15 protein-coding genes are annotated in these 16,435 nt (G+C 39.4%); 3 read left to right on the forward strand and 12 right to left on the reverse strand.

Going from position 1 to position 16,435, the window contains the following annotated elements; all coding sequences use genetic code 11:
- Positions 1–84: 84 nt before the first annotated feature.
- Positions 85–915 (reverse strand): WYL domain-containing protein, encoded by an 831-nt coding sequence (locus HUU81_RS12250; RefSeq protein ID WP_199609221.1) that lies wholly within the window; start codon positions 913–915, stop codon positions 85–87.
- Positions 916–1,095: 180 nt separating this feature from the next.
- On the opposite strand from HUU81_RS12250, the gene HUU81_RS12255 reads away from it, so the two are divergent.
- Positions 1,096–1,536: a DUF4399 domain-containing protein gene (locus HUU81_RS12255; protein ID WP_199609222.1), complete on the forward strand. Its 441-nt coding sequence runs from the start codon at positions 1,096–1,098 to the stop codon at positions 1,534–1,536.
- Between the two features lie 146 nt (positions 1,537–1,682).
- Here the strand turns inward: HUU81_RS12255 and HUU81_RS12260 are convergent, their stop codons facing one another.
- The 11 genes from HUU81_RS12260 to HUU81_RS12310 all read right to left on the reverse strand — a co-directional run bounded on the left by HUU81_RS12260 (position 1,683) and on the right by HUU81_RS12310 (position 12,980).
- Positions 1,683–2,501, reverse strand: a complete 819-nt coding sequence (locus HUU81_RS12260; RefSeq protein WP_199609223.1) for a hypothetical protein — start codon at positions 2,499–2,501, stop codon at positions 1,683–1,685.
- Between the two features lie 39 nt (positions 2,502–2,540).
- Positions 2,541–2,747, reverse strand: a complete 207-nt coding sequence (locus HUU81_RS12265) for a hypothetical protein (protein ID WP_199609224.1) — start codon at positions 2,745–2,747, stop codon at positions 2,541–2,543.
- A gap of 336 nt (positions 2,748–3,083) precedes the next feature.
- The gene (locus HUU81_RS12270; protein WP_199609225.1) at positions 3,084–4,046 is read right to left on the reverse strand and encodes a coiled-coil domain-containing protein; all 963 of its coding nucleotides are present in this window, start codon (positions 4,044–4,046) and stop codon (positions 3,084–3,086) included.
- A gap of 24 nt (positions 4,047–4,070) precedes the next feature.
- Positions 4,071–4,754 carry a hypothetical protein gene (locus tag HUU81_RS12275; protein ID WP_199609226.1) on the reverse strand — a complete coding sequence of 228 codons (684 nt, stop codon included), beginning with the start codon at positions 4,752–4,754 and terminating at the stop codon, positions 4,071–4,073.
- A complete protein-coding gene (locus HUU81_RS12280) occupies positions 4,729–5,292 on the reverse strand; it encodes an RNA polymerase sigma factor (RefSeq protein WP_199609227.1) in 564 nt (187 codons plus the stop codon). The genes HUU81_RS12275 and HUU81_RS12280 overlap by 26 nt, the downstream gene beginning before the upstream one ends.
- Before the next feature lie 350 nt (positions 5,293–5,642).
- Positions 5,643–6,035, reverse strand: coding sequence for a DUF3224 domain-containing protein (locus HUU81_RS12285; RefSeq protein ID WP_199609228.1), 393 nt, complete (start codon positions 6,033–6,035; stop codon positions 5,643–5,645).
- Positions 6,036–6,161: 126 nt separating this feature from the next.
- On the reverse strand, positions 6,162–8,090 hold the full coding sequence (locus HUU81_RS12290) for a bifunctional diguanylate cyclase/phosphodiesterase (protein WP_199609229.1): 1,929 nt from the start codon (positions 8,088–8,090) through the stop codon (positions 6,162–6,164).
- Positions 8,091–8,235: 145 nt separating this feature from the next.
- Positions 8,236–9,900, reverse strand: coding sequence for a reprolysin-like metallopeptidase (locus HUU81_RS12295; RefSeq protein WP_199609230.1), 1,665 nt, complete (start codon positions 9,898–9,900; stop codon positions 8,236–8,238).
- Between the two features lie 57 nt (positions 9,901–9,957).
- Positions 9,958–10,740, reverse strand: a complete 783-nt coding sequence (locus HUU81_RS12300) for a hypothetical protein (protein WP_199609231.1) — start codon at positions 10,738–10,740, stop codon at positions 9,958–9,960.
- 130 nt (positions 10,741–10,870) lie between these two features.
- Entirely contained in the window at positions 10,871–12,310 is a 1,440-nt protein-coding gene (locus HUU81_RS12305) for a HAMP domain-containing histidine kinase (protein WP_199609232.1), read from the reverse strand.
- Positions 12,303–12,980: a response regulator transcription factor gene (locus HUU81_RS12310; protein WP_199612050.1), complete on the reverse strand. Its 678-nt coding sequence runs from the start codon at positions 12,978–12,980 to the stop codon at positions 12,303–12,305. Before HUU81_RS12310 ends, HUU81_RS12305 begins: the two co-directional genes overlap by 8 nt.
- A 124-nt stretch (positions 12,981–13,104) precedes the next feature.
- Here HUU81_RS12310 and HUU81_RS12315 point away from each other — a divergent pair, with 124 nt between their 5' ends.
- The gene (locus HUU81_RS12315) at positions 13,105–14,826 is read left to right on the forward strand and encodes an amidohydrolase (protein WP_233520495.1); all 1,722 of its coding nucleotides are present in this window, start codon (positions 13,105–13,107) and stop codon (positions 14,824–14,826) included.
- A gap of 239 nt (positions 14,827–15,065) precedes the next feature.
- The gene (locus HUU81_RS12320; RefSeq protein ID WP_199609233.1) at positions 15,066–16,190 is read left to right on the forward strand and encodes an ISAs1 family transposase; all 1,125 of its coding nucleotides are present in this window, start codon (positions 15,066–15,068) and stop codon (positions 16,188–16,190) included.
- The last annotated feature ends 245 nt before the right edge of the window (positions 16,191–16,435 follow it).

Here is a 16,435-nt window from a genome sequence, read left to right on the forward strand (position 1 = left end):
GGTTCTATCTTATGCAGCAATACTGGCTTTTTAACCACGTAAAATTTCTTTACAGCATGTGGCGCGCTAACCGTAATCATTAAGCTACAAGCGATATGACGCTAGCTCTTGCCAACACTGCGGCTCTACAATTATTTGCTGGCCTTCGGGATTTTGTTTGTAAAGATCTAAACGCAGACGTTGTATTAAGTAATTTATCAGTGCTGCACGACACGGGATCACTAGCCTGCCCGCTTCCATTTTGTAATCAAGTTCAATCGCTTTCTGTTGGTTAGCCTGTAAACGTGGATCAGGCTGAATAACAAGCTCTACAATTTTATTCCAATTCGTGTCTTGCTGTTTGGTGTGTGCTGCTGGTGTATCTTCAAATACGGGGTCGTCATGAAAACGTGATAACACAAAATCTTTAAACATACTTGAGCGTTCGCACCATGCTCTTACATGCCAGCGAATACCGTCGTTAACAATGGTGTGTGGGCTAATGATACGACTTTCAGTTATGCCGCTAGTCACGGAGTAATAGCCTATATCTAGCCTTTTTTGTTCTTTACAGGCTTTGATGATGCTACGAATAAGTTTGGGATTAACGTTTCTTATGGGAGCTGGTAAAAATGTTAGATAGGGTTCTTCTACTGATGCTGGTGAAGTGATGTGTTGTTCTGAACCAAAAAAGCGAACGTATTCTGCTAAGTCACCTTGGGTATAATGAGGCTGAAAGTTATCACTTGTGGGGTATAAATTTAATTTACGACAAAATTCATAAAAGTTGTTAGGGTGATTGGCTTGATACTTCTTAAACACTTGATCTGCGGTTGGCCGACTTATTTTAAAGTGCTTTTCTAGATGCTTTGCATTCACGCCACCTTGCCATTGGGCAAGTACTTCAATAAATTGGTATTTAAGAATGTTGTCCATACTACTCATCCTTGATTTTTATTATGCTCTGATGCAATTCCGATAGACTGTTTCACATATTTTTTACATAATGCGGTTTAGTTATCTTGCTGTCATACAGTTCCTTTAATGCATACATTAAGATATACAATTTATTTTTTATTACAACTATTTCGTTAAATCTATCTTGAGGACATTACAATGCTAAAACAACTAAGTGCATTAGCGCTTGTTGCAGCTGCAACGCTTTCATCTACTGCGGTTATGGCGCACTCTGAACATAACCATATTAAAAAGTCGCCTGCGCCTGCTGAGGCTAAGGTGTATTTTATTACTCCTCAAGATGGTGACACGGTATCAGAAACGTTTACGGTGAAGTTTGGGCTATCAGGCATGGGTGTTGCGCCTGCTGGGGCTGATATAAAGCATACGGGGCATCATCATTTAATTATTGATGGCGAGTTACCTAGCTTTGATGCACCAATGGGCGGAAACGTTAAGCATTTTGGTGGTGGGCAAACTGAAACATCGGTTACGTTACCAAAAGGGAAGCATACGTTGCAGTTAATTATGGGTGATAAGCACCATATTCCTCACGACCGCCCTGTGTATTCTAAAAAAATAACTATTACGGTTAAGTAACACTGGTTGTTGCTTTTACCCCATTAAAAAAGCGCATAGGAATTGCAGCTCTTAATTGGCTATTCATTTGCGCTTTTTTATGTACTTTGTGTATTTTTGTATATCGCTACTAGGTTTTATTCTTACCTTGGCCTTAAAGCTTAACTTTAACCTTGAGCTTGCTGGTTACCAGTAATTACTGAGGGTTGGGTATCACTTTCGTGCCTAAATTTTATATACGCCTCTATGCTAAATCGACTTGCGACTATAACGCTGTCTACCGGTATAACTATCGAGAAGTCACCTATTGATGGATAGCTATCGTCTATTTCTTTATCAATATCTTCTACTAGTTGAATGCCTGGGTGTGTTTCTGTGGTCATGTCGATGATGTTGTTTTGATAATGCCGATAGTAGTTGTTGTTAAAAACTATCTTTTTTTGTTCATCCACATAGCCGCTTAGCAAAGGTAAGATGGTGATATATTTTACTTCACCGTGTTCAAGGTTGGGCGTTTCTGGTATGCCTACGTATAACTTGCCACAATCTAATTCTATTCTTACAGGCATTACGTCTTTGGTTGCATTAATAATAAGTAGTTCTAGTTCGTGAGCTACGTTAGTAACGCGATTAAACGACTTTTGTTTGGTGTTAAATAAATGGCTGATTGCTATAAGTAATGTGCTTAATAAAAACATGAGTATAAATATACCAATGGCTTTAATTAAGTCCCAGTGTTGATGTTTTTCTGATGCTGTTAACGAGTGTTTATAGATAATACCTTCAAGCACTTGCGAGGGAACGTTTGCGTAATCTAGTACGCCCCAAATTAATGATGCTAAGGCTAAAAATAAAAAGCCTGAAAGGCCTGCTTTAAAATAGATGTGATAACCAGTGCTTCTTACTAGCTCTAAGCGGCGGTACGGGTGTTTGCTTTGGTAGTAATACCCAATAATCAGCACTATACCCAGCGCAAGTGCGCCCATAAAATTCCTTTTAGTCTATTAAATTTAGGATGGGTTTAATTAATGATTGTTTCTTAGTTGCAAGTCGTATTTTTCAAGCTGCGCGAGCTGCGCTTTTACTTTTTCTTGCACTGCTTTTTTAGTTAAATTTAAGCTTACGATACCATCTTTATTGATATTTACATTATCAATATTGTCGCTGTTGGCATCCGCTTTTTGATGGCTGCTTTGTTTGCTACTGTTTTTACCAAAATTCCAAAAGCTCATTATTCACCTAAAATGATGTTATGTGTTCGGCGTCTGTTCATTACAGTGTTACTGTTGCCACTTACTTATCTTTTAGCATACATGGTATTGATTAGCAAAAAATGCAAGATGTTTGCATTATTTTAATGCAAAGAAAAAACCTAGTTACTTACCACTTATTAAAGCAAAAGCTTTTATAAATGACTGCACATAAATAACTAGGCTAGGAAGGAACTGGTGCTTTAATCTAAAGTTTAGGGTCGTATTACGACATATTTATGACACTAACCCACATATTATTATTTAGCCTGATGTGATGCCTTATTTAATATGGCCATCACACCAAGCCGTTATTCTTTAGAAGAAATAGTGCGTACCTTTAGATACTAGTTCGTTTGCGTCAATTTTTCCTCTAACACATTCACGAATATCACTATTTTTGAAAATATAAATTTTATCTTGCTTGTCACCATGACGATCTTTCGATACATCTTTGAGTACAAACGTCACATTTTCATCTTTGGGTAGCGAGCGCAAACCATTACCATAGTTACACAATGTTTCAGAGATCATTTGCTCTGCTGCTGAAAATAGTTGCTTTTGTGTACTCTTATATTCTTGCAATAAGGTTTGTTTTTTCTCTTTCATTGACTCAATTAACTTAGCGCGGTGTTTGTCGATTTCTTTACGCTTTTCTCTTATTTTAGCTATTTTTTTATCAACTTTATTTAGCTCTTTTTCAAGGCTTGATTTTTTTTCATGGGTAGCATGGCGACGTTCAAATTCTAAGTCACGTTTATCGCGTTCTAAGTCTCTGATATCAGAGTCTAAGTCTCGGATCTCGTCACGTAATTCACGTTCTTTTTCATTTCTTACATAAAAGCCTTGTACCGCACTTTCATAGGCATGCACTGACGACTTGATGGCTTCTTCGGCTATTTTGCCTACATTTTGCCCGTTTACTTCAATATCAAGTGAAGTGAGATCTAAGTCTTCTAATAGGTCTTCTGGCGGCATTGGTGGAACTGGCATGTTGTCGTCTATGTAATGAAATACCTTACGAAAATGGCGGCTACCACGCGTTTTAAGTTCAAATATAATGCCCTGCCCTGCTAGGTAATGGCTGTCTCCACTGCGCATTCTAAGCTCTTTGCTGTATACCTCTTCGGCGGTGGCGTTAATAATGTTTGACATAATGTCGATTTCTTTACGTAACTTGTCAAACTCTTCAGTGCTTTTAAACCCTGAGTTGGCAGCCTGAGCAGGTGTACTTATGGCTATTACTACGGCTGCAATTGTTGTGGTGATCCAGTTGTTCATAATCATGTTGCTCCAAATAATTGGTTATTCTTGCTCAAAACTTGTTTGGGTAAATGGGGTCGCCGTTTCTTTTTGTTTTGAGTTATATAGTTGATGCTTAAGTGTTTGAATTTGATGTTTGTATGTTTGTCGGTCGTCGTACCTTTGTTCATTAATGTAACTAACCAAGTCGTTAAGCTCTTCTTTGCGCTCTTTGCGCGAGGTGTCGACTAGGTAATTAACCATCTGAAGGGTTTGCTGTTGTTGTAGCTGTTCTCTTGATTCTATATAACGCGCTAATGAAGTTTGTTGCTCGGCCGCAAAGTCTTCTAGCCTATCGTTTAATTGCTTTTCAACGTGTGATTGATTGTCACCTAGCGTAATTAACAAACCTTGATCTGACGAAGTGATTTGCACATTTAATAACACCAGCATGATAGCCACTGCCGACATCGTCATAGACGATAAAGCTAAAATATTAGCTTGCCACCATGGCCTTTCTGTTGGCTTGTGTTGGCGGTGTGAAAACGTACTGGCACGATTCCAGTTGGGTACAGGTGTGTTGTCGTAACATTCAGATTGAGTATTCATCCAATTACCTGCTTGATAAGCTTTGCCGTATTCATCATCTTCTAGCAAGATATTTCTTTCATCTTCCGTGAGTGTTTGCCCATCAAGCCATTGGTTGAAAAGGGTTTCTGCATCATGCTGTTTGTGAGAATTCATCATGCACCTCCAAATATACTTTTAATTTATCGAGCCCCGAATACAGCCTTGATTTCACTGTATTTGTTGAAATACCTAAGTTATGCGCAATTTGTTCGCACGTTAGGTGCTGAAAAAACTTCAACTCGATAACAATTTTTTGATTAAACGGCAGACACTTTAGTGCCTGCAATAGCTGCTGATTATTTTGCCATTGATGCAAAATTTTATCGGGCATATTACGGCCAGACTCGTCAGCAGGTTCGTCAATTTGATCAATATCAGTAAACTCTTTTTTGCGCCGGTAATATTCCACACTTCTAAAATGTGCAATTTTTAGCGCCCACGTTTTAAAGCTGCTGTCACCACGAAATGAAGATAAATTGCGACATATTCCAATAAACACTTCTTGCATTAGATCTGTTGCGTCATCGGGGTTACCTACCATACGCAAACAATAATGAAAGATGGCTGTTTCATATCGTTTTACTAGCTTTAACCACGCTCGTTCATTTCCTGAAATCGCTTTGCTTATGAGTTTTTCATCAGTTTGTGCAAACACGTTTCGCTCGTTTTATTTATGATTATTTGATGCTTTTTGTATTCATTCAAAAAGCGGCGTTTGTTTTCTTACTTACTTTGTCGCAGTGGTTAACTAAAAAGTTTGACGTTTCTAAAATTTATTTACTCTTCATGCCAACAACATAGGTAAGAATCTGATTATTATCATAATTTATTTATTTCTGTATAAGGTAGGAATGATGCGATTGAATAAGAAAAAGTTGATTGAGTGCGTTTTCATAGTGTTGTTTGCCTAAGCAAATATTGTTGGGAGTAAAGTGTTGCAGCGCAAATACAGCTGAGCGAGCACTTATAAAACTAAGTGCTCGTTTAAATGACTACAGGAAAATATTAATTAATATTAACGTGATAATTAGCTTTGCCATTATCGCCTGACTCAAACGAACCATGGCCTTCTAACCCAATAAACTCGCCTTTACCCGACCCGCTTAGAATAATAAAGTCGCTTTTCGCTTTACCGTTTTCAAATACACCACTGTGCTGAAGTACGATAGAGCCTGACTTACCATTCATTGTTCCGGTTAATAGTTCATGGCCTACAAACGTTGCTTGAGAAGGTGATTGATACGACATTAAATAATGCAATTCGCTATCACCTTCAAATATGCCGCTGTAGCTTTGTGTGATTTTTGCGTAGGTTTGTTTTGCGCCGTCTGGGCTTTCTTTGATGGCTTCTTCATTCCAGCCTGTAATTTGAAATACCCCTGCGTTAGATTCAGTCATTGTGTTTCCTTTCATCTTTATTGTTATTATTTTTGGGCGTACTTAATATTGCACGCCACAAGTACAAAAACTATAACGCGACTGTTAGAGGATGTAAAACACCAAAAGTTTGCGAAAAAAATACACTTAAAATGAAGTGGGTGTATTAATAAACCCTTGGTAGCCGTCGAACTGATATTGAATAAACTGCGCTAATTGTTCGTTATTTTCAATATGTGATGCGATGACATGAATGTTTAAATTATGGATTGCAGCCACTAAGGATGCAGTAAAGTAGGCGCGGTGATCTCCCACTGCGGCCATGGTGGTGTATATTGGCGCGACTTTCACATAATCCGGCTTAATCGATTGTAAGTAATTAAGTGACTCAAACTTTTTACCCACATGATCAACGCCAAATGGGATTTTCTGTGTATGCAATACGTTTGCTAGGTGTAATGCAGATTCATGGGAGTAAATGGCTGTATTTTCTGTTATTTCAAAGCATAAGCTTTGTTTAACTTGGTCATTTTGAATTATTTTTTCGAACCAAGTTAAAAACCCGTTATCATTAATTGCACAGCTAGACAGGTTAATTGCATACCTTGTATTAGACGAAGCTTTTAACTTTGCCATAACTAACTCTATTACTTTACGGTCAAAGCTTGGTCCTATGCCACTGTCTTCAAGTGTTGAGACAAACGCCCCTGCACTTATTTTGCCTAATTTTTCGTCATGCAGCCTGGCAAATATTTCAAAATGATAAATTGGCGCATCTTCATCAAAGCAGTTCACTGCTTGTTTCTCTAAGTCTACCTTGTCGTTATCTACTGCGCTTTCTAATAACAGCTTAAGCTCACTTTTTGGTAATTCAAAAATCGGAATTTTATTATCTGATTTAACAAAGAAATGTTCAGACGATTGCTTAGCTTGGTTCAATGCGTTGTCCACCAGCGAAAGCGCTTTAGAAAGTGATAATGGCTCAGTGATTGCGCAGGCTGCCACTTTTACAAAATCATCATCTTCAAATAGGTTAACCACTTCGCTGTTATGTAACTCATTTATGAGTTCTTGCGCGAGCACGGTTATGTCTTCTTCGCCAGCGTCGGTAACCAGTACGCCAAATTGGTTAAGTGACAATCTGCACAGTACGTACTGTTGCTCATTTTTGCATACTGCCCGTAAAATCTCGCCCAACCGTACAACCACTTCATCACGTTTATGGAAGCCTAATTGCTGATTAATTTGATCAAGTCCTGTTATTTCAATAAACATTAAGTAGCCGTGAGGGTTATCTGACAACCAACTGGTTACATGGCTATTAAAATAATGGCGATTACTTAACCCGGTGGTAGGATCTTGCAGTGCTTGCAGCTTTAACGATTCATGTAATCTGGCATCTTTATTAAATTGCGTTTTGATCCGTTCGCTCATGTTATTGATGGCTTGCACTAAAAAGCGAAACTCTTTGATGTTAGGTAGCGGGATCTCATCCCCCACGTAATGCTTGCGGATCCGATTTACTCGGCGAATAACCAAATAAACTGGTTTTAACATCTTCCCGACGCCAACTGCTGCAAGCGCAATAATTAAGACTATTAACAATAAAAACCAGCCAATCGTATTAATGATCGATTGCCATAAATGTTGATATGCATAAGCAGGATTACCTGTAATGGTAAGCGTACCTGCTTGCCGCCATTGGTTGTCCATTAAGCTGGTGGATGCTTCAACAATGGGAAATTGTGCAAATTCAATAAACGCAGTGGGTACGCCATCTATTTTCAGAGGTTGGGTATATGCGATGTTAGGCTGATCATTTAAATCCACTTCTACCGATAAGTAAAAGCCACTATTGCCGTAGGCATTCACTGTCGCGTTAATCATCTCAGTATCTAGCGGGTTTAAATAGGGCCCAATACGCATAGATACTGACGTTACTGCGTTCTGCAAGTCTGACTCTAACTGACTGTATAAATAACTTTTGGTTGTTGCATAGTTAATCCATAACACGCCAATCAAATTAACAAGTAAGCACAGAATGATAATAATGGTAATTCTATTTATTAGTCGCATAGAAGTTAAATAATGCCTCTGAAATTATAATGTTTTTAGTGTTTTGAATTTACTGGTTAACGAGTTACACGGCTGGAATACCGTCATCTTTAGGTATACTAACTATAGCCTATAAATTTAGCGTTTATATTAAGATCAACACGCCCTAGCTATTCTGAGCGTTTGGATCACAGGCTTCGTATTGCGCTGTTCGTGCATCATCTAGCTTTCTTAATATTGCTGCAACCGCCTTGTTTGCATCCATGTAAGCTTGTTTTGCCGCGCTGATACGTGCTTCTTTTGATAAATTCGCGTTTTGCGTAGTTTGCATAATGGGAGAATTAACCAATAAAGCGCGATACTCAGCTTGTTTCTCAGCTAGTGTTAGCTCTGCTAAGCCCAGCTCTATATTGTCATTTTTAATATTGTCATGCTCTGCGAGCATGCATTCGCTTGGCTTGTATAAGTCGGCAATGTTAGGTGCCGAAATCTTCATTGCTGCTACCGCATTCGCGCTTCCTGCTTCGCCCACTGCCACGCCACACGTAAAGTCTTTGCAGTTCATCTCAGCATTCGAAAATTGGTATAGCTTTCCTGTTGTAAAGTCAACGTTATAAGCACCATGGAACGCCATCACAGTAACAAATTCATTTTCAACGCCGTAGCCTAACCCGTACGGTGTTGCACGCCCTCTACCATCTTGATTACGCGAATGAGCAATACCTAAATTGTGACCTAAAGCATGCGCCAGTGTGTAATCGCCACAGGTATTTGCAGCAATGGTGGCCACCATAAAATCTTTATAATCGGTAAAGTCTGTGCTGTCTTGATAACCTGTTAACCAAGATGCAGCACAACCTTCTTGGCTATCTTCGTATGACCGCATCAACACCACTAAATCCGCGCCATATTTTAGTTGCAGCTGAATTCGGTCTGTAAACTCGCCTTGCAATAACGTTATTTGGTTCAACGCCTCAGAAGCCGTGGTTTGATTGCTGTAATTAACTTTTCTTGTACCGACTACTTTTAGCGTTACTGGTAGATTACTTGTGGCAAAAATTTGATTAGTAACACTCATTAAGTGACGAATACGAGGTAACGCATTGCCTTTGTATTCATCTTCTAACGCTTGGTTATAATAAACCAACACATCTAGCTGTGTAGCGGGTTCAACGTCCACTAATTTGTCTAATTTATATCGTGATTCAAGCGACTTCCAGCTTTGTTCACGTTGCTGCTCATCACTGATATTACCTTCCGTTTTTTGTTGGGTCTGCCACAATTGTTTTCCATCAAGACTGTGGATTGGCACAATATCTGGCCGTTCGTTAGCTCTTTTTAGGGCGGTGGTGGTGCTATCTAAAATAAAAGGTATTTGATTCGGTGAAGGATAATAAGCGAGCACTAACTGTAGATTATTCTGTGAACTTGCTTTGTTTGATTTAGCAAACACCAGTTTTAACGCATCCGCCTCAATGCCCATTTCTAGCAGGGTAAAATATTTTGCGGTGCTAAACTCTTCGCTGTCGCCTGCATATTGCCCAATAAACTCTATTGGCGTGGCCCAATAATCATCTTGTCCCCACACTTCAGCATCATCTACATTAATAAAATAATTGAAAAAGGTGTTTACCTTTTTCACCCGCTCCAACGGTGTAAATTGTTCATGCAAAGCAATCATTTTGCGCCATATTTCAACGCGCTTTCCGGCCTCGTCACCATATTCTGCGGCAACATTTCTAATAATTTGTTCCGCTTTTATTTCTGGCTCTACCGCACTTGCAGCTTGCACAAACAGTATTATAAAAATGGCGGTTAGCGCTTTAAACATTGTTGTTAACCTTTTGGGGAAAAGTGCTTTCATTTGCCAATAGCCTTTTTACTCTGCTTATTCTATCGCTGTAACATTCGTTTTAGCCGCCGCTGAGATCACATTTACTTTTTCAAGTAGTTGTGGCTCGGGTACCAGCTGGTCGTTTTCATAAAACGTATTTAGCACTTCTTCGGTAGGCACCTTATAAATAACGCCACTATTATTACTGGCGCTCAATATATATGAACCTCGAGGAGATGAAATGGTTGCGTAAGAGTTGTTTTCTGCTTGGGTAAAAACCACGGGATAGCGCTGGCCATTTTGCATATTGTACCCCGTCCAAGAGCTTTCACCACTTTCATTAAGAGAGGTCTTTTCTACTTTTGCCAGTAAGCTTTCACCTTCTGGTAGTGGCAAGGATAGCGTCTCTCCCACTAAAGGCATGCTGACCCCTTCTTCCAGTGAAATAGACGCATATTCATCGGTGTATTTACGTCTATCGGCCAATAGCAGCGCCTGCGATACACCACTATTTGTTTGCCAGCCAACTAGCTCTACTTTATCAATTACATTGTATTGGTCGATTTTCTTTTTTAATTCAGCTTTAGAAAGTTTTCTTTTTTTTGGGGATACTTTAGCAACCATTTTCGTTTTCTTAACTACAACTGGCGCAGAGTAAGACGGATAACGGTGATCGTTGATATTAGTCGTGCTAGTTCGCTGATTCTTTTTCGTTGTATTTACTTCATCAGTTACACTTTCATCAAAGTTCACTTTGGGCTCGCTCACTACTGTGTACTGCACTAGGAATACCGCTAAAGCGAGAGTAATTATGCCAACGAGTAGCCATTTATTCATTATTTCGCCTTATCGATTGAGCGCGCTAATTGAAAGAAACACTGATACATAAGTTCATAGAAACATAAGCACATACATATAAAGTTTCGTGTATGCACTATCGTTTTGCAAATTTCGTTGGTAAATATCCTTAAGTTGAAGATATCTTGAAAGGTTGAGTAGTGTCACTCATGGGTATGGTCACGGTAACAATAAATAAATGCGGCTCAGCTATACGAGTAACTTTCCAGCCCAAACTGTCACCAATTTTATCTGCCATCACTAACCCAACACCAAAACCATAACTACTATCGTGTTGAGTAGGCTGCTGAGCGTCAGGGCATTTATCATTTCTTATCGTCACTATTATGCTGTTATTGCATTGTTTTGCCTCACTTAATCTAATTTCGATGAAGCTGTTGGCATATTGTTCAGCGTTTTTAAGCAATAAATTAAACAATAATTCCACTAACTTTGGTTGAGTTGTAACAAGCTGAGCTGCATATGTATGGTTTTGGCCAGTGCTTTGACCAGTGCTTTGACCAGTGCTTTGACCAGCGCTTTGACCAGTGCTTAAATCATCCACATAAGACAACGAAAGATTAGCATGACTATTGAGTGCCGACTGCCTACTTAGCATGTTACTCATTACGTTATTCAACACACTATTTATCGTTTCGTATAATTTCACGCTTTCTTTGGCAGTAACATTTGCTTGCCAAAGTTGTAAAATGGAATGACTTAACTGATTTATATCGTCACTCGCCTGCTTCATTTCACTCAAAATCGGCAAACTTAGTAGAGGTAAGTCATCAATTTGATCTAAACGAGATAATCCTGTCGATATACGCGATAAAGGTTGGCGTATCTCATGGCTTAAGAACGTCGAAAACGCTTTTTCTCGTTGAATCACTTGCTGCTCTTTTCGCAAGGTTGTAGCTATCACGTTGGATGCCTTTGCAAACTCGGAAAACCTTAGCTTGTCTGAATCTTGAGTGTAATTAATAAACTCGTGCTCAGATTGCACATTCATTAAATTATCAATATTGTACTGTAATAGCTCCGCCTGTTGTTTTATGCGTTTAGTTACTAGTAATACAACTACCGACATCGCTGCCAGTGCTAACAGACCAACTAATGTAAAAAGCGGCATCAAGTTAATTGAGTCATGCTTATCAAATATATGAAGCACATATATAACGGGTGACGCATCATCATACTGATAAACTAAGCTATAAATATCCTGCCTAGGGAAATCTAAAAATTGCATGCTATTTACAGCATTTATTGAAAAATCAGCATGTTGGCGGATATAAAGAGGTATGTCGGACGCATCAAAAAATACTTTCTGATTTTCAGAATTTAAATATGCCGTAGGCAAGTTTTGCTGATATAAGCTATGTGCGCGTTCAGCATCTTGAAACAAGTAAAACTCGGTGGTGTCATCTAAACCAAAGTAATAACTAATATTAGCTAGCGCAAACCACGCTATGGCGATAATACTTAAACCAGCATAAAGCCGCCATGCAACATACGATGAAATTGATACTAATTTCTGTTTATTCGGTTTCGTCACATTTTTGCTAAACATTAGCAGGCTCCTTCAACGCGACGCCTTGTTTTTTAGCAATATCGATTAAAGACGGTTCGTGTTTTTGGGTTAAGTTGCTTCTTAGTCTGTGCAATAAAGATTTATACATATCATTGGTTACATCACTCGCATCCTGCCAAATTTGCTCAATAATTTTCTGTTTCGATACATATGCAGGGCTAGCATCAGCAAGCAAAGCTAATAAACGCCATTGCTGTGGCGATAACGTAATCACTCTTTGGCCGCGAATAATTGTTTTTTCTGAAAAATTAACGGTTAGGTCTGCAATACAAAAAAGCGCTGTGTGTGATTGCTTTTTTTTGCTTAATAATTTCAATCTGATAACTAGTTCTGCTAATTCAAACGGCTTGGTTAAATAGTCTAATGCGCCTGCGGAAAACGCTGCAAGTTTATCGTTTAAATTATCTTGCCCTGTTAAGAATATAATGGGGGTATTGGGCAATAAATTTAGCATTTCTTTCGCAAGTTCAACGCCATTGCCGTCAGGTAAGTTAATGTCTAAAATAACCGCGTCGTATTCATTGGTCTTACCTAAATACAGTGCTTGCTGCACCGAATCCGCATAATCAATTTCAATTCCTTCCAACGCTAAAAAATCGATCGTTTGCAGCGCTAAAACTCGGTCATCTTCTACAAATAATACTATCATCACATCATGTCGTTTTGCTGTTATGTGGGCATATTGCCCAAACCATTACGCTTAAGCTTATCAGCTTGGTGACCATTTGGTTACCTACGATTTGGTAATGTTGCATTTCAAAGTTGAGGAACAAATGATGAAAGAGAGCATAAAAATGTTAATTCCATGCACATTAGCAGCATCGTTAGGCTTGTTTGGTTGCACTGGTTCAGATGTAGATAACGACGGCCAACAACCTGAACTGATTGATAAAAAAGCAGCAACTATGGTGTTTACTAACGGTAACGTATACACAGTGAACAAAAATTCCCCGTGGGCATCAGCCGTGGTGATTAACAACGGCAAAATTGTTTATGTGGGTGATGATAGCCATGCCGAACAATACATTGGCAATAACACTGAAGTGATAAACCTTAATGGTAAAATGATGATGCCAGGCATTCACGATGTACATATTCATCCGCTAGAATCTGGTTCTGACGCCACTCACTTTAGCCTCAATGAACATGAATCAAATGCTGAAAACTATATTGACGAAATTGCAGATGCAGCATACCTAAACCCAAATGCAACGTGGCTGATAGGTTATGGCCACTCCATTATGACGCTATTAGAAGCGGAACGCTCGCCAAGAGACATACTAGACGATGCAGTACCCAACCGCCCTGTGATTATTATGGAACAAACTTCGCACTCAATGTGGCTAAATTCTAAAGCGCTGGAGTTAGCGGGTATTTCTGCACAAAGTGACGATCCAACCGGCGGCGTGATAAGCAGAGACAGTAATGGCATCCCTAATGGCATTTTATACGACAACGCAGGCAATATGGTGATGGAAATTGCCATGCGCGAACAAACGAACACAGCACAAAAAGACTATTTAGGTTTAGTGGAATACACCATGCCAGAACTGAATAAACATGGCATTACATCCATTAGCGATGCGCGAACCTATTGGCAGCGAGGACATTTAGAAACTTGGCAGCGCGTAGCAGATAATGACGAACTCACGCTTCGCGTAAGCTTAGGGTTATGGGCTTATCCTGAAAAAGACGATGCCGAGCAAATTAACCAAATAAAGGCGTTGTACCAAGCTGATTCAGCAAACTTACTCAAAGTAAATCAAGTTAAGTTTTACATGGACGGCATCTTAGTGAATACCACTGCAGCGATGCATGAACCCTATCACCAAAACTGGTTAGGCACACCGAACAACAATGGAGTAAATTACTTTACTCAGCAACGTATGGAAAAGTACATTGAAGCACTTGAGCCAACAGGGTTCGATTTTAATATTCATGCAATTGGCGACCGCGGCATCACTGAAGCGTTAAATGCGATTGAAAATGCCTCACAGGGAAAGGCGCGACACCGCCTCACGCATGTTGAAGTTGTCGATCCGCAAGATTACGAACGATTTAATCAGTTAAACGTGATTGCTGACGCACAAGTTGCTGGGGATTTCGCCAACCCAGCACATTGGAGCGAAAACATTGATTTAATTGGTGAGGAGCGTTCAACTGATTTAGTACCAATTAAAAGCCTAGTAGAGCATAACGCTACACTAACCTTAAGCAGTGACTGGAACGTAAGCCACTTCAATCCATTCTTAGGCATTAGTAATGCGATTACACGCGCACCACAAGCCATCACTCTTGAACAAGCTATCAATGCTTATACAATTAACGCAGCGTATGCCATGCGCCAAGATGATATTGTGGGGTCAATTGAAATTGGCAAACGCGCAGACTTAATTGTGCTTGATAGAAACTTATTCAACTCAACAGCAGCACAGATTAAAAATACCAAAGTGACGCTGACTCTGTTAGATGGAGAAGTTGTTTACGCTCGGTAGCTTATAACCCAGCCATTCACCGGTGCATGCTAATTTGTTTATAGTTTTATATAACAACAGGATGCACCTATTACTTACTCAATAAGGTATAAGTACTTCGCAATGTTCGTAAACGCTTAACTTCTTAGTCTATAACCAACTGCTTTTACATACCTTATATCAGGGCAAGATCATTATAAATTGAACTAAATGATATTTTCATGATCAGAGCAGGAAATAATAACTACAGGTTTCCTAGCATGACCAACAACTTCATCACTTACTTTTCCATCATAGAAGACCCGCGAATAGACCGTTGTAAAAAGCATGAGTTGATAGATATTTTATTTTTATCTATCTGTGCCGTGCTATCAGGCGCAGAAGGCTGGGAAGATATCGAAGATTTCGGACATGTAAAAGTTGACTGGTTAAAGCGTTATCTCCCCTTTGCAAATGGTATTCCCAAGCATGACACCATAGCCCGAGTAATGAGCCGTTTAGACCCTGTAGCCATTCAAACCAGCTTTATCAATTGGGTAAATGAAATCGCCGAGCAAGTGAATGGCGAAGTTATCGCCATTGATGGAAAAACCGCTCGTAGAAGCTTCACAACCAAAGACAGAAAGAACCCGTTGCATATGGTCAGTGCATGGAGTTGTGGCAATGGTCTGGTACTAGGACAACAAAAAGTAGATGATAAATCCAATGAGATAACAGCTATCCCCAAGCTGCTGGATTTACTTGATGTAAAAGGTGCAACCGTTACGTTAGACGCCATGGGATGTCAGCACGCAATTACAAAGAAAATTCAATCCAAAGGTGCTGATTACGTCATTGCACTAAAAGGCAATCAAAGTACACTCAATGAAGAGGTTCAAGCATGGTTTCATAAGTGCCACAGAGAAAAACTCGTTAACACAGCTCATAGTATTTATGAGCACATTGACAGCGGCCATGGTCGAATAGAAGAAAGAACGTGTACCCAATTGGAAATTGATAACAATTGGATAACCGATAATGAAAACTGGAGCAGTATTCAAACGGTCGTCAGTGTAGAGTCTAAGCGTCATATTGGAGATAAAATGACTTCCGAAACGCGTTATTACATCAGCTCATTGGGGCTAAATGCAGAGCGATTAAATGGCATAATTCGCAATCACTGGGGCGTTGAAAACTGCTTACACTGGACGCTAGATATGACATTCCATGAAGACGATTCACGTATTAGGCGGGGCAATGCAGCCGAAGTCATGAGCGCATTTAGAAAATTGGCGTTGAATATTGTGAAAACAGATACAACAAAAAAAGCCAGCATGAAGCGAAAGCTAAAAATGGCGGCATTAGATGATGATTTTAGAGCTGAACTACTTGTAAGGGGAAATTAAAATGCTCTTGCCCTGTACCTTATATAAGTTAAACTTGACTCATTATTAGAAGCAATGCACCATAAGACTGACTGTAGATTTAATATTATTGAGTTTATTGACTATGTTTAAAGCCTATTACACTAAAAATCTGCTGACATGTTAAACACAAGAAGTCTTTATACACATAGTGCTAGAATCAATCCCTATGTACTAAAAATGTATTTGGGAAACATACGGATGAACGCCGTCAACAATGTCCCCCT

The sequence above is a fragment of the Flocculibacter collagenilyticus genome (assembly GCF_016469335.1).
Taxonomy (GTDB): domain Bacteria; phylum Pseudomonadota; class Gammaproteobacteria; order Enterobacterales; family Alteromonadaceae; genus Flocculibacter; species Flocculibacter collagenilyticus.

What these genes read in the sequence shown, in the direction of transcription:
- HUU81_RS12250 (WP_199609221.1), bottom strand. Translation starts at nt 915, where the DNA reads ATGGACAACATTCTTAAATACCAATTTATTGAAGTACTTGCCCAATGG.
- HUU81_RS12255 (WP_199609222.1), top strand. Translation starts at nt 1,096, where the DNA reads ATGCTAAAACAACTAAGTGCATTAGCGCTTGTTGCAGCTGCAACGCTT.
- HUU81_RS12260 (WP_199609223.1), bottom strand. Translation starts at nt 2,501, where the DNA reads ATGGGCGCACTTGCGCTGGGTATAGTGCTGATTATTGGGTATTACTAC.
- HUU81_RS12265 (WP_199609224.1), bottom strand. Translation starts at nt 2,747, where the DNA reads ATGAGCTTTTGGAATTTTGGTAAAAACAGTAGCAAACAAAGCAGCCAT.
- HUU81_RS12270 (WP_199609225.1), bottom strand. Translation starts at nt 4,046, where the DNA reads ATGAACAACTGGATCACCACAACAATTGCAGCCGTAGTAATAGCCATA.
- HUU81_RS12275 (WP_199609226.1), bottom strand. Translation starts at nt 4,754, where the DNA reads ATGATGAATTCTCACAAACAGCATGATGCAGAAACCCTTTTCAACCAA.
- HUU81_RS12285 (WP_199609228.1), bottom strand. Translation starts at nt 6,035, where the DNA reads ATGACTGAATCTAACGCAGGGGTATTTCAAATTACAGGCTGGAATGAA.
- HUU81_RS12290 (WP_199609229.1), bottom strand. Translation starts at nt 8,090, where the DNA reads ATGCGACTAATAAATAGAATTACCATTATTATCATTCTGTGCTTACTT.
- HUU81_RS12295 (WP_199609230.1), bottom strand. Translation starts at nt 9,900, where the DNA reads ATGTTTAAAGCGCTAACCGCCATTTTTATAATACTGTTTGTGCAAGCT.
- HUU81_RS12300 (WP_199609231.1), bottom strand. Translation starts at nt 10,740, where the DNA reads ATGAATAAATGGCTACTCGTTGGCATAATTACTCTCGCTTTAGCGGTA.
- HUU81_RS12305 (WP_199609232.1), bottom strand. Translation starts at nt 12,310, where the DNA reads ATGTTTAGCAAAAATGTGACGAAACCGAATAAACAGAAATTAGTATCA.
- HUU81_RS12310 (WP_199612050.1), bottom strand. Translation starts at nt 12,980, where the DNA reads ATGATAGTATTATTTGTAGAAGATGACCGAGTTTTAGCGCTGCAAACG.
- HUU81_RS12315 (WP_233520495.1), top strand. Translation starts at nt 13,105, where the DNA reads ATGATGAAAGAGAGCATAAAAATGTTAATTCCATGCACATTAGCAGCA.
- HUU81_RS12320 (WP_199609233.1), top strand. Translation starts at nt 15,066, where the DNA reads ATGACCAACAACTTCATCACTTACTTTTCCATCATAGAAGACCCGCGA.